General features: G+C 67.4%; 13 protein-coding genes. 2 read left to right on the top strand and 11 right to left on the bottom strand.

Annotation, left to right across the window (positions count from 1 at the left end; all coding sequences use genetic code 11):
* Nucleotide 1 precedes the first annotated feature (1 nt).
* From QM693_RS04810 to QM693_RS04765, 10 genes are all read right to left on the bottom strand, one after another.
* Nucleotides 2–1,321, bottom strand: coding sequence for an ABC transporter substrate-binding protein (locus tag QM693_RS04810; protein WP_283351581.1), 1,320 nt, complete (start codon nt 1,319–1,321; stop codon nt 2–4).
* An 18-nt stretch (nt 1,322–1,339) separates the two neighbouring features.
* The gene (locus tag QM693_RS04805) at nt 1,340–2,194 is read right to left on the bottom strand and encodes a carbohydrate ABC transporter permease (protein WP_411194619.1); all 855 of its coding nucleotides are present in this window, start codon (nt 2,192–2,194) and stop codon (nt 1,340–1,342) included.
* Between the two features lie 41 nt (nt 2,195–2,235).
* Nucleotides 2,236–3,168 (bottom strand): carbohydrate ABC transporter permease, encoded by a 933-nt coding sequence (locus QM693_RS04800; RefSeq protein ID WP_283330829.1) that lies wholly within the window; start codon nt 3,166–3,168, stop codon nt 2,236–2,238.
* A gap of 98 nt (nt 3,169–3,266) precedes the next feature.
* Nucleotides 3,267–4,187: a L,D-transpeptidase gene (locus tag QM693_RS04795; RefSeq protein WP_283351580.1), complete on the bottom strand. Its 921-nt coding sequence runs from the start codon at nt 4,185–4,187 to the stop codon at nt 3,267–3,269.
* 169 nt (nt 4,188–4,356) lie between these two features.
* Entirely contained in the window at nt 4,357–6,036 is a 1,680-nt protein-coding gene (locus QM693_RS04790; protein ID WP_283330828.1) for an FAD-dependent oxidoreductase, read from the bottom strand.
* Between the two features lie 93 nt (nt 6,037–6,129).
* Nucleotides 6,130–6,351: a dodecin gene (locus QM693_RS04785; protein ID WP_283351579.1), complete on the bottom strand. Its 222-nt coding sequence runs from the start codon at nt 6,349–6,351 to the stop codon at nt 6,130–6,132.
* A 17-nt stretch (nt 6,352–6,368) separates the two neighbouring features.
* Nucleotides 6,369–7,574, bottom strand: coding sequence for a serine hydrolase domain-containing protein (locus QM693_RS04780; protein WP_283351578.1), 1,206 nt, complete (start codon nt 7,572–7,574; stop codon nt 6,369–6,371).
* Nucleotides 7,575–7,667: 93 nt separating this feature from the next.
* Nucleotides 7,668–8,183 carry a DUF6764 family protein gene (locus QM693_RS04775; protein ID WP_105421188.1) on the bottom strand — a complete coding sequence of 172 codons (516 nt, stop codon included), beginning with the start codon at nt 8,181–8,183 and terminating at the stop codon, nt 7,668–7,670.
* A 53-nt stretch (nt 8,184–8,236) separates the two neighbouring features.
* Nucleotides 8,237–9,265 carry a non-homologous end-joining DNA ligase gene (gene ligD, locus QM693_RS04770; RefSeq protein WP_283330826.1) on the bottom strand — a complete coding sequence of 343 codons (1,029 nt, stop codon included), beginning with the start codon at nt 9,263–9,265 and terminating at the stop codon, nt 8,237–8,239.
* Entirely contained in the window at nt 9,266–10,309 is a 1,044-nt protein-coding gene (locus tag QM693_RS04765; RefSeq protein ID WP_011597343.1) for an ATP-dependent DNA ligase, read from the bottom strand. It lies immediately after the preceding gene.
* Between the two features lie 147 nt (nt 10,310–10,456).
* Here QM693_RS04765 and lppU point away from each other — a divergent pair, with 147 nt between their 5' ends.
* Nucleotides 10,457–11,053 (top strand): LppU family putative lipoprotein, encoded by a 597-nt coding sequence (lppU, locus tag QM693_RS04760; protein WP_283330824.1) that lies wholly within the window; start codon nt 10,457–10,459, stop codon nt 11,051–11,053.
* 46 nt (nt 11,054–11,099) lie between these two features.
* Here the strand turns inward: lppU and QM693_RS04755 are convergent, their stop codons facing one another.
* Nucleotides 11,100–12,245 carry a magnesium and cobalt transport protein CorA gene (locus QM693_RS04755; RefSeq protein WP_283351577.1) on the bottom strand — a complete coding sequence of 382 codons (1,146 nt, stop codon included), beginning with the start codon at nt 12,243–12,245 and terminating at the stop codon, nt 11,100–11,102.
* Nucleotides 12,246–12,548: 303 nt separating this feature from the next.
* On the opposite strand from QM693_RS04755, the gene QM693_RS04750 reads away from it, so the two are divergent.
* Nucleotides 12,549–13,244, top strand: coding sequence for a 3'-5' exonuclease (locus QM693_RS04750; RefSeq protein WP_283351576.1), 696 nt, complete (start codon nt 12,549–12,551; stop codon nt 13,242–13,244).
* Nucleotides 13,245–13,246 lie beyond the last annotated feature (2 nt).

Here is a 13,246-nt window from a genome sequence, read left to right as displayed (position 1 = left end):
CCTACTGGGGCAGCTTGGGTGTGATCTGGCGGTCGACGATCTGCTGCAGTTGCGTCCCGACACCCGCGAACGTCGCCGCCACGTCCGCATTCTGCAGCGCGATCTGCTCGAGTCCGGTGCCGATGATCTGGTCGCCGCCGGGCACGAACACCCGGGCGTAGTCCTGCGACCGGGTCTTCGCGAGCTGGTCGACGGCGGTGCGCGCGTTGGGGTTCGCGTCGAGGTACGCCTTCATGCTCGGGTCCTCGACAGCGGACTTGCGGACGGGCATGTATCCGACGTTCTGGGAGAAGTACGCGGTGTTCTCGCCGTTGGTCACGAAGTCGATGAACGTCAGCGCGTTCTTCTTCCGCTCGTCGGAGATCCGCGCCGGAATCGCGAGGCCCGCGCCACCGGTCGGGCAGCCCGGCGCGCCCGACGCGGGGAGGAAGGCGGTGCCGAAGTCGAACGCGGCCGACTTGGTGATCCCCGACAGGTCGCCGGTCGAGGCGATGGTCGAGGCGAGGATGCCGGCGCCGAACTCGTTGGCGATGTCGCTCGACACGGCCGCGTATTTCTTCGTGTGGATCATGTCCTTCAGGAACGTCCCCGCGGCGAGTGTCTTCTCGTCGCCGAACTTCAGGTCCCACTGGTCCGAGTACGCCCCGCCGAACGTCCAGACCGGCCCCTCGAACGTCCAGCCCAGGTAGTTCTTGGTGTCGCCCCAGCCGTGGGCCAGCTTGCCGCCGCCCATCACCCGCTGCAGTTCGGGACCCCACTCGTCGAACTCCTGCCAGGTGGCGGGCCCCCGGTCGGGCAGTCCGGCCTGCGCCCACACCTGCTTGTTGTAGTAGAACAGCGGCGTCGACCGCGCATACGGAAGGGCGTAGTGCCTGCCCTCGAACAGGTAGTCGGCGAGCAGCGAGTCGACGTAGTCGAAGGAGTCGACACCGACCTCGCCGAACAGTCCTTCGAGCGGCTCGATGGCCCCGGTCAGGGCGTAGTTGAACCACCAGACGTCCGACAGGACCACCACGTCGGGCAGTTCGCCGCCCGACAGGGCCGCGTTGAACTTCTGCGAGACCTCCTCGTAGTTCTTTCCGCCGTCGACGAGGTTCACGGTGAGGTCGGGGTATTTCGCCTGGAACCGGTTGATCAGTTCCCGTTCGACGTCCTGCGACTTGCCCGGGTGGTTGGACCAGAACGTGATGGTGTTCGCGTCGCCCGCCGCGCCGGACGTCGCCGACGAGCCCGACCCCGACCCGGCGCACGCGGACAGCGCGGCGCCGGCGGCCACCGCGCCCGCCAGCCCGAGGAATCCCCGACGGTTCATCCGATTCATGTCTCTCCTCGTTCTCCGCTATCCCTTGACCGCACCCGATGTGAGGCCCTTGATCATGCGCCGTTGCAGCACAAGGAAAACCACGAGAATCGGCAGCATCGTGAGTACCGTTCCCGCCATGACCGGACCCCAGTTGGTGAGCCCGTCGTTGTTCTGGAGTTGGGTCAACCCGATCGGCAGCGGCGCGACGGACGCGTCGTCGGCCATCAGGAACGGCCACAGGTATTCGTTCCACTCGGTGACGACGGTGATGATCGCGAACGCCACCATGGTGGGCCCGGACACCGGCAGGATCACCCGCCACAGCAGGCGGAAGTGGCCTGCGCCGTCCATCCGGGCGGCCTCGATGATCTCGGTGGGGATCGACAGGAAGTGGTTGCGCATCAGGAACGTTCCGAACGCGACCCCGGCGAGCGGAACGATGATGCCGTGAAAGCTGTTCCGCCAGCCCCATTCGGCGACGAGTGCGTAGTTGGAGATGACCGTGATCTGGTTGGGCACCATCAAGGCGGCGATGATGCCGAGGAACACGACGTTCTTACCCGGGAACCGCAGGAACACCAGTCCGTAGGCGCTGAACACGCCGAGTGCGAACTTCACGACGGCCAGCACCCCGGTGATGATCACGGAGTTGCGCAGGAACGTCCAGAACGGCACCGACGTGGTGGCCTCCGAGTAGTTCTCGGGATGGAAGGTGCCGGGCCACCAGGTGACCGGCAGGGTGTAGACGTCCGGGCGATCCTTGAAGGACGTCATCACGATCCAGTACAGCGGCAGGGCCACCATGACCAGCACCGCCACCATCGCGGCGTATCCCAGGGCCGTCACGAGCGCTTCCCGGCGGCGATGGTCACGGGCCGGGTCTGTCGCCACCGGCACCTCCGTGCTGCGCTGTTCGCGCAGTGTCTCCGCGGTCACCGGACCTCACCGCGATCCATGATCCGCACCTGGTAGACGGTGATCCCTAGCAGGACAAGGAACATGATCGTGGCCACGGTGGCGCCGTAGCCGGCACGGAAGTTGCGGAACGACTCGTTGTAGACCTGGTAGACCATCGTGGTGGTTCCGGTGCCGAGCGGACCGCCCCGGGTCATCACGTTGACGATGTCGAACACCTGAAGGGAGCCCAGCATCACCGTGATCGAGAGGAAGTAGGTGGTCGGACGCAACTGCGGCAGGATGACCCGGCGGAACGTCGTCCACCGGCCCGCCCCGTCGATCTCCGCGGCCTCGGTCAGCTCACGCCGCGTGCCCTGCAGTGCCGCAAGGTAGATCACGAACGTGTAGCCGAGGTTCTTCCACATGTAGGTGACCGTCACCATGAACAGCGCCCAGTGCGGGTCCTGATAGAAGTCGGGGACGGAGTCGATCCCGACACGGTGCAGCAGATCCTGGATCAACCCGAAACGGGGATCGAACACGAACTGGAACGCCACGCCGATCGCGGCTCCCGAGATGACGAACGGCGCGAAGATCGCCGAGCGGACGAGGTTGCGGCCGTGCAGGTTACGGTCCAGCAGCACGGCGAGCGCGAGACCGGCGATCATCGATCCCACCACGGTCGCGACGGTGAACACGACGGTGTTGCCGACGATCTGCCAGGTGTCGGTCCGGCTCCACCACTCGCGGTAGTTGTCCCATCCGACGAACGTGGCGACGGGGTCGGCGATGTTCCAGTCGAAGAACGACAGCCGGATGTTGTCGACCAGGGGCCGGTAGGTGAACAGTACGAGCAGAACCAGATTGGGACCCACCAGCGCCGCGAACAACGCATAGTCCCGCCACGGACGCCCGAGCAGTCCCTGCTTTCCCGGCGACGGCAGGGAACGTTGCGGACTCGATCTCACTGCGGCAGTCTGACGACCGATGACGAATAGCCGGTGAATTGCCGTAGCCCGCACATTGAACTGTGCGGGCTACGGGAAGAACGCGGTGGGAATCGGGGTCAGCGGTTCCAGTCGCCGAGACCGTCGGAGCCGCTCAGCACGCCGCCCGCGGTGTTCTGCACGACCACGGCGTCACCCTTCTTCGAGTTCTCGTAGAACCACTTGGCGTCCTCGGTACTCACGTTGAGGCAGCCGTGACTGACGTTGGTGTTGCCCTGGGCGTCCACCGACCACGGTGCGGCGTGGACGAAGATGCCGCTGTACGACATGCGGGTGGCGTACTCGACGTACGTGCGGTACCCCTCGGCCGAGTCGACCGGGACTCCGTACGTGGACGAGTCCATGTACATGTCGCGGAACTTGTCGCCGATGATGTACGTGCCGTTCGGCGTCTCGTGATCGGTCTTACCCATCGACGTCGGCATGGTCTTGACCACTTCGCCGTTCCGGGTGACGGTGATCTGCTTGGTGTTGTCGTCCGCGGTCGCCACCAGCGCGTCGCCGATGGTGAACGTGGAGTGCGCATCGCCGGCATCCACGGTGACCTCGGTGTTCGCGGGCCAGAACTCGGTGGGCTTCCAGCGCACCTGGCTGTCGTTGATCCAGTAGAAACCACCCTCGACGGGCTGGCTGGTGGTGACCTTGATGGCCCGCTCGGCGGCGGCGCGGTCGCCGATCGCCTCGTTGAAGCGGATGATCACCGGCTGCGCGACACCCACGACCTCGCCGGCGCCCGGGTTGAGGGACGGAGCCGAGAAGTTCGCGGGCTCGGGTGCCGGTTCGGGAAGCGGCAGCTGCGGCGCGCCGGGCAGCCCGGGAAGGGTGGGAAGACTCGGAATCTCCGGTCCACCGGGAAAGAGCGGTGCGGCCTGTGCGGCCCCGACCAGCGCAGTTCCCGAGACGACGGCCCCGGTCAGTGCGACGGCGACGCGCGAAGACCAGTGCTTGTTCCTGGAAAAACCGATTCCTGACTTGCCCATATGACCACTCTCGTTCGACGACGTGTGCAACGCGCGTCCCCGACGGACCTACCAATCGCGCACTGCCATTAACACACATCATCCGGCCGCGAGCAATTTGCCCGCAATCGTTGCCGCTCCGCGGCCTGCGGGGAGGTGGTGTCACCGAGTGGTCAAGAAGTGCTCACGATCAGGTCTCGGCGCGGGCGGCGGCGAGCATGCTTTCGATGGTGATCAGCTTGGTGCGCGTCCGGCCGGCCGCCTTTCCCCCGGCGCGTTCGGTCTTGTCGATCCGCTGCCAGCCCTGGTAGTCGACAGCGTCGGGCGCACGCTCGGCGATCAGGCGGTCGAGAGCCTCACGTTCGGCGGGCGCGTCGAGCCGACCGGCGGAGAAATCGTCGATCAGCATCTTGACCGTCTCCGCGGAGCAGTACTTGTTGGTGCCGATCACGCCCGTCGGCCCGCGCTTGATCCAGCCCGCCACGTACACGCCGGGCACCGGCGCGCCGGTCTCGGGATCGATCACCCGGCCGTTCTCGTTGGGGATGACGCCGCGCCGGTCGTCGAAGGGGATGCCGGGCACGGGTTGACCGCGGTAGCCGATCGAGCGCAACACCAGGCCGGTGTCCAGCGTGGAGGTGACGTCGGAGGGTTTGGCGCTGAGCCGTCCCGACGCGTCCGCGACCATCTCGTTCTTCGCGATGCGCACCGATTCGACGGTGTCGGTGCCGAGAATCTCCACGGGTGACGTCAGGAAACGCAGCACGATCCGCTTCTTCGCCGGATCGGCGGTGCGCCGGGCGAATTCCTCGACCTGCCGCACCTTGTGGCGCTGCGACGGCTCGGCCTCGTCGCCGTCGACGAACGCGCGGCTTGCCGGGTCGAGCACCGCTTCTTCCGGGTCGACCACGATGTCCACGTTCGGCATCAGCCCGAGCGCGAGGAGTTCGGGGTTGGTGTAGGCGGCCTGAGCGGGGCCGCGGCGGCCGAGAATGACGACCTCGCGGATGTTGCTCGCCCGCAGCGCCTCGAGGGCGTGGTCGGCGAGGTCCGTCTTCGCCAGGATCTCCGGATCGGTGACGAGGATGCGGGCCACGTCGAGTGCCACGTTGCCGTTGCCCACGATGACGGCCCGCTCCCCCGACAGGTCGAACGTGTGGTCGGCGTAGTCGGGGTGGCCGTTGTACCAGGCCACGAACTCGGTGGCGGCGTGGCTGCCGACCAGATCCTCGCCGGGAATGCCCAGCGTGCGGTCGCCTGCCGCGCCGACCGCGTAGATGACGGCGTGGTGGTGCGCGAGCAGTTCCTCGTGGCTCACGTCCCGGCCCACTTCCACGTTGAAGTGGCAGTGCACCGTGCGCTTGCCGACGACGGAGCGGAACTGGTCCGTGACGCCCTTGGTGCCCGGATGGTCCGGCGCGACACCGGCGCGCACCAGCCCGTACGGGGTGGGCAGGCGGTCGAAGATGTCGACCTCGACGCGCGGCTTCGCGGTCAGTTCCATCGCGGCGTAGCAGGCGGCCGGACCCGACCCGACGATCGCGACGTGGAGCGTGCCGAGGGCTGCGTCGATCTGCGGCAGCTTGAGCGGCTCGGGCCAGTCGGGGCCGATGGGGTGCTTGGTGTAGTACTGCGCGTTGATGTCGAGGTACGGCTCGTCGACCTCGTCGAGGTCGTTCTCCGCGTAGATCGCCTCCACCGGGCACTCCTCGACGCAGGCCCCGCAGTCGATGCAGGTGTCCGGGTCGATGTACAGCATTTCCGTGGTGGCGAACGGCTTCTCGTCCGGTGTGGGATGGATGCAGTTGACCGGACAGACATCGACGCACGATGCGTCGTTGCAGCACGGCTGCGTGATCACATAAGTCACGGTTCTCCCCTACCTGAGTACGCGCAGTCCGACGTCGGGATGTGACACCAGACTATAACGTGTTCCAATTTTGCGCGAGAACCGTGCGCGATGTCAGACCGCGTCGCCAGGCTCCACACGGAATCCGACCTTCACCGTGACCTGGTAGTGCGCGATGACGCCGTTCTCGACGTGACCCCGGGTCTCGACGACCTCGAACCACTCGACGTTGCGCACGGTCTCGTTGGTCCGCGCGATGGCGTTCTCGACGGCCGCGTCGGTACTGTCGCTCGACGAACCGACGACCTCGACAACTCGGTACACGTGATCACTCATCGGGATTCCTTTCGTGGTTACTTGCCGTTCCGGACGATCGCCTGCGCCTCGACACCGAGCCGGGCCAGACGAAGATCACCGAGAGCCGTGAGGGAACTCCCGAGTCGGTTGGTGACGAAGCCCAGGGACAGTCCGCTGTCGAGGTCCGCGTAGGCACCGGACCCGCCGACGCCGTAGTGCCCGATCGCGTTCCGCGGTTGTTCCCGGGACGCGAGGATCGGCCGGTGGTAGCCGAGGGACCACTGCGGGCGGATCCCCAGGACGTAGTCGCGGTCGTGGGTCTGCACCTGCGACATCTGTGCGATGGTGGCCTTGCGCAGGAACCGGTGTCCGTCCAGCCTGCCCCCGTTGGCGATGGCGCCGTACATGCGCGCGAGCGCCCGCGCGCTGAACACGCCGTTCCAGCCGGGCATCACCGCATCGTGCACCGCGGGGTTCCGGACCAGCACGTCGAATCCCTGGGGCATCGCTGCCTCGGCGAGGCCGCGGGTGGGGCCGACGAGCGAGAGCACGTTCGACGTGAGCTCCCAGTTGAGGCCGGCCGGGTTGATGTGCGGAAACAGCTTCGCGATCCGTGGACGGTGCTGTCCGGGAACCTGATACCAGAAGTCGTCGACGCCGAGCGGGCCCGCGATTTCGTCCTGCACGGCCTGGACGAACGACTTCCCGGTGACGCGTGCGATCAGTTCGGCCACCAGCCACCCGTAGGTGACGGCGTGATACCCGGGACCGCGCAGCCTGCGCGGATCCGCCGGGGTGGCCGCGAGGGCCTGGACGACGGCGTCGTAGTCGAGGAGATCGAGCGGGCTTCGCATCAGGCCGCGGACCTTGTGCAGTCCGGCCCGGTGGGTGAGGAGTTCGCGAACCGTGATGTCGTCCTTGCCTGCCGCGCCGAACTCGGGCCAGTAGCGCGCGACGGGCGCGTCGTAGTCGATCAGCCTGCGCTCGGCGAGGCGGTGGACGACCGTGCTGGCCACACCCTTTCCCGTCGAGAACGACAGGGCGACGGTGTCGCGGTCCCATCGGCGGTCGCGGTCTGCCCAGCCCGCCCAGATGTCGAGGACTTTCTCACCCCGGAAGTACGCGGTGAGCGCCCCGCCGCCGTGCTGTGGTTGCCGGTACATCGCGAAAAACCGGTCGGCGAGCGGCAGGAACCGCGGATCGACGTGCAGCTCCGTCCGTGGCACGGACGCGGGCCGGGGAACTCGAACGCTGGTCGTCATCGACCACCTCCGATCTCGCTGCCATATCTCCTACGGCAGTTGCGTCAACCCATTGTGACTACCGTCACCATACGACGCGGACCGGGGTGCCGTTCAGGGAAGCCGCCACACTGTTATGCCGTCGCTCAGACACGCTTGACCTGCAAGGAAATTGATCGCGAGCGACGGTCCAGCGGCGCACACCACGCCCTTGGCCGGATCCGCGACCAGCGCCTGCCCTCCCGGACCGCTCAGCACCAGCGCGGGACCGGCACTGTCGACCGTCCCGATGGCGACGCTCTGGGGCCCGACCGCCACCGCGGCGACTGCGCCACGACGTGCCTCGGCGGCACCGACACCGCCGCCCAGGCCGGCGCCGAGCGCCGCTCCCGCGTGGGCTGCGTCGGCGAACCCGACACCGTCCGTGCCGAACGCCGCCGAATTGCTGCTCGTATCGGCGTTGGCCCCGCACGCGGTGCGGTCGACGACCGTGGTGTCACCCCGGCCCGGTGGGGACACGCAGGACAGGGACACGGCCGACGCGGTGGCCGGCGCGATCATCAGGGTCCCGAGTGCCGTCGCGACGACACCGAGGACGAGTCCGGCAGTACCGACTGTCGTACGTTCCATGGCGACCTCACATTGTTCCCGACCCGACCGTCCCGAGCCTACGTGAGCGCCGGCTATTTGCGGTCTCGGTCCCGACTCGGTTGTACCCGCTTGGGTTCCCCCGGCATTTTGGGGTAATTGGGTGGGTACGGCAGATCGCCGAGACCGTTCGCGGCGTCCCGTTCGGCCATCTCCAGCAGCACGTCGAGCGATTGCGCCACGTCACCCATGGTCGCCATGGGATCCCCGCGCTTCGCGAGCAGCGCGGGCACGGTCGCGATGGTGAAGTCGTCGGGGTCGACGTCCACCAGTTCCTCCCAGGTGACCGGCGTCGACACGGTCGCGATCGGCGTCTTGCGGGCCGAGTAGGCGGACGCGATGGTCTTGTCCCTGGCGTTCTGGTTGAAGTCGAGGAAGATGCGTTCGCCGCGTTCCTCCTTCCACCAGGACGTGGTGGCCCGGTCGCCGCTGCGCCGCTCGATCTCCCGGGCGAGGGCGATGCCCGCGCGCCGCACCTCGATGAAATCCCAGCGCGGTTCGATGCGGAGATACACGTGCAGCCCGCGGCCGCCCGACGTCTTGGGGAAGCCGACGAGACCGAGTTCGTCCAGCAGCGGCCGGAGCACGTCCAGCGCGACCGCCCGGGCGTCGTCGAATCCGGTTCCCGGCTGCGGGTCCAGGTCGATGCGCAGTTCGTCGGGGTGATCGACGTCGGGGCACCGGACCGCCCACGGGTGGAACGTGATGTTGCCGAGGTTCGCCGCCCACACGATGTTCGCGGCGCTGCGCACGCGGAGCACGTCCGCCTTGCGGCCGGACGGGAACGTGACCTCGCACGATTCCACGTGATCGGGCCGCTTCGCGGGAACCCGTTTCTGGTAGATCTCCTCGCCCTCGATCCCGTCGGGGAACCGTTGCAGATGCGTCGGCCGATCGACCAGGGCGGTCAGCAGCGCACCGTCGAGTGCCACGGTCCGGTAGTACTCCACCAGGTGCCGTTTCGTGCCGCCCTCGGCACCGAGTTTCGGGTAGTAGATCTTGTCGGGGTTCGACAGCCGCACGGCGACGCCGTCGACGTCGAGTTCTTCGGCAGGACTCGCCATCTAGGAACCTCCGGCCAGGACGTCGGCAAGGTCGTATCGCACCGGGACCTCCAATTGTTGGAACGTGCACTCGTCGGGCGTCCGGTCCGGGCGCCAGCGCAGGAACCGCGCGGCGTGCCGGAACCGGGCACCCTCCATCTGGTCGTACGCCACCTCGACGACGCGTTCGGGGCGCAGCGGCACCCAGGTTCGGTCGTTGCCGGACTGCCACCGCGTCGGCGCCCCGTCCGCGACGACGTCGTCGCCGACGCGCAGCTCGTCGAGTTCGGCGAGCAGTTCGATCCGCCGCGCCGCCGTGAACGCCGACGCACCGCCGACCATCGCCATCTGGTCGCCGTCATACAGTCCGAGCAGCATCGACCCGATCCCCGGCTGACTCTTGTGCGGCCGGTATCCGATGACGACGCAGTCGGCGGTGCGGGCGTGCTTCACCTTCACCATTTCCCGCTTGTTGGGCAGGTACGGGCCCACCAGCTTCTTCGCCACCACCCCGTCGAGGCCGGCCCCCTCGAACGCCTCGAACCACTCGGTGGCCGTCGCACTGGATTCGGTGGCGGCGGTGACGTGGCAGCTGGGTCCGCCGCCGATGGTGTCGACGAGCTGCGCGCGGCGTACCGAGAAGTCCTCGCGGCTGAGGTCGCGGTCGCCCAGGGCGAGCAGATCGAACGCGACGAACTGCGCCGGGGTCTTCTCGGACAGCATCGTCACCCGGCTCTCGGCCGGATGAATGCGCTCCGACAACGACTCCCAGTCGAGCCGGGTGCGGCCGTCGATGTTGCGCGGGACGACGAGTTCGCCGTCCACCACGCACCGCTGCGGCAGTTCGTCCTTCACTGCCCGGACGAGTTCGGGAAAGTACCTGGCCAGATCCTTTCCGCCGCGGGACCCGAGCACCACCTCGTCGCCGTCGCGGAAGACGAGGGTGCGGAAACCGTCCCATTTCGGTTCGTAGGACCAGGCGAGCCCGGACTCCGGTTGCGCCGGAACGGACGACGCAGCCTTCGCGAGCATCGGCTGTAACGGAGGCATCACGGGGAGATCCACCCGTCCATACTGTCACCACAATTGGCAAATCGGACGGCGATGTAATCAAATAATGCGCGACACGGCAATCGCGGTGGACACGATCGAGGTGGCACGGTCATCTCGGAGGAACGGGTGGCGGACGGTCACCTGACGGAGGGGTCAGACATGACAGGGTTAGTTCGGCGGGTGTGTACCGCAGTCGTCGCGTTGTCGGCGACGGCAGTTCTGGTGGCCGGGTGCGGTTCGGACACGACGCCCACCGCGGTGCCGGAGTCGGGTGCGTCCGCGGCCACCACGTCCAGCGAATCGACCACCGTGATCGACGGGCAGGAAGGCGAGGACGCCGGCGGCGACGTCGACTTCGAGGTCGCGATCGGTGAGTGCGTGAAGCTCGGCGGCACCGTCTCCGACGCCGAGATCGACAAGGCGGTGTGCGGCAGCGCCGATTCGAACTACAAGGTGATCGCCAAGGCCGCGAAGAACAGCCAGTGCATCAGCGACGCCGACTCGTACTACTACGAAACCCTCGGCGGCATCGAGCAGGGCGCGATCTGCCTCGACGTGGACTGGGTTATCGGCGGGTGCATGGATGTCGGCGGCGAGGATCCCGCGCGCATCGATTGCGGCGACACCACGGCCGTCGACGGTGTGAAGGTGACGGAGATCGTGCAGGGCGCCACGTCCGTGGACTCGTGCAGCACGTCGTCCAACGGATACGAATACTCCGAGCGCAAGTTCGTCGTCTGCGTGGACGAACTCTGACAGCAGGCGCCGGCCGGCTGCGGGCACTGCCCGCAGCCGGCCTCGCTCACAACCAGCCGCGGCGTTTGAAGATCGTGTACAGCCCGGCGCAGGTGAGCATCATCAGCGACAGGGCGAACGGATACCCACCGACCCAGTGCAGTTCGGGCATGTGGTCGAAGTTCATGCCGTAGACCGTCCCGATCAGGGTGGGCGCGAACAGGATCGCCGCCCATGCCGACACCTTCTTGATCTCCTCGTTCTGCGCGTAGCTGGCCTGGGTCAGGTTGCGCATCTCCTCGTTCTGCTCCTGCGACACCAGGGTGGCGTTGACGGTGAGGATGTTCCCGAGCAGCTGACGGAAGCCGTCGGCCCGCTCCACGACGACCGTCGCGTGGTCGGTGACGTCACGCAGGTAACGCTGCAGTTCCTCGTCGGTGTTGTACTTCTCGAATCCCGCCGACAATCCGCGCAGCATACCGAGCAGCGGCCTTGTGGCCCTTTGGAATTCGATGACCTCGCGGGTGAGTTCGTAGATGCGCCGCGACACGCCCGGCGCTCCGCTGAACACCTCGGTCTCGATCTCGTCGATGTCGTTCTGCAGTCCGGCGACGACGGGCGCATACCCGTCGACCACGGCGTCGAGGATCGCGTAGAGGACGGCTTCGGGTCCGAGCCGGAGCAGGTCCGGGTTGCTCTCCATCCGCCGGCGGACCGCCGACAGGTCGGGGGATTCGCTGTGCCGGACCGTGAGCACGAACGTCGGACCGCAGAAGACGTGCAGCTCACCGAATTCGACGCGCTCGGTCTCGTCGCAGTAGCGCGCGGCGCGCAGGACCACGAACAGCGTCTTGCCGTAACGCTCCAGCTTGGGCCGCTGGTGGGCGACGATCGCGTCTTCGACGGCCAGCTCGTGCAGGTCGAATTGCTTTGCTGCCGCATACAACTGGGCGTCGTTCGGCCGGTACATCCCGATCCACGCCATCGACGACGCGTCCGGCAGGCTCGCGAGCGCCTCGGACAGGGTGGCCGGGGTGGCCGTCTTCCGGCCGTCGCGGTAGACGGCGCTGTTGACCACCGTTTCCTCGGCGGGCGTCGGTTCGGCGGGCGTCGGTTCGACGGGCCGGCGGGTCACCGCGTGACCGGCGTCGGCGTCGGACAGACCGGCGGAACGGCTGGGGAGGAGGGAACGGATCGGGCGCAGCTGAGGCATGACACGGGGCCTTCGAGGGAAAGGGGCAGCGCGGAACAGCGCTGAGGAACACGGACCGTGAAACCGCGCACCTACCGGTGGAACGGTTTCAGTTGGTACTCGGAGGTTGGCTTCTCATCGGATGCCACACCTCCTTGCTCTCTCGAAAAGGCAGTTCACGACCTCGGCGAACTGCAGACCGGAGGACACGATACCCCCGGCGACCGGCCACGACAACCTGGGATCCCCGCCGTGTCGGTCCCGGATCCGGCGCCCACCGCGGCCGATACTGGGCGGGCAACGAATCACCACCGAGAGGCCCCCATGACCAGCTGGTCGGACAGACCGATCTGCGCGTTCGATCTGGAGACGACGGGGCCTGACCCCACCGACGCCCGCATCGTCTCCGCGTGCATCGCCGTCGTCGACGCTCACCACTTCGAGTCGCGAACGTGGCTGCTCGACCCGGAGGTTCCCATCCCGCAGGGCGCCTCGGACGTGCACGGAATCTCCACGGAGTACGCCCAGGCCCACGGGCAGGACTACGCCACCGGGTACGGCGAGATCCGCGAGGCTCTGCACGACGCGTGGACCCGCGACCATGCCGTCGTCGCGTTCAACGCCTCCTACGACCTGACCGTCATGCACACCGAGGGCCTGCGCCTCGGGCTGACCGAACTCGTCACCGGCATCGTGGTAGACCCGTACGTCATCGACCGCGAGATGGACCGGTACCGGAAGGGCAGGCGCACACTGGGCGCGGTGTGCGAGCACTACGGCATCGCCCTCGAGGACGCCCACGAGGCCGAGGCCGACGCGATCGCCGCCGCACACCTCGCCCGGACCCTCGCGCAGGAGTACCCGAATCTGCGGGCCCTCGACATCATGACGCATCAGGCCGGCTGGCACGCCGAACGGCAACGCGACTTCGCCGACTACCTCGTCCGGCAGGGCCGGGACGCATCGGACGTCAACGGCGAGTGGCCGATTCGCGGTCTCGCCGGGTTCCGCATCGCCTGATC

It is taken from the genome of Rhodococcus sp. IEGM 1305 (assembly GCF_030058635.1).
Lineage (GTDB): Bacteria > Actinomycetota > Actinomycetes > Mycobacteriales > Mycobacteriaceae > Rhodococcus_F > Rhodococcus_F opacus_D.
The sequence above is the reverse complement of the archived record's forward strand: the minus strand, read 5'-3'. Positions and strand labels throughout refer to the sequence as shown.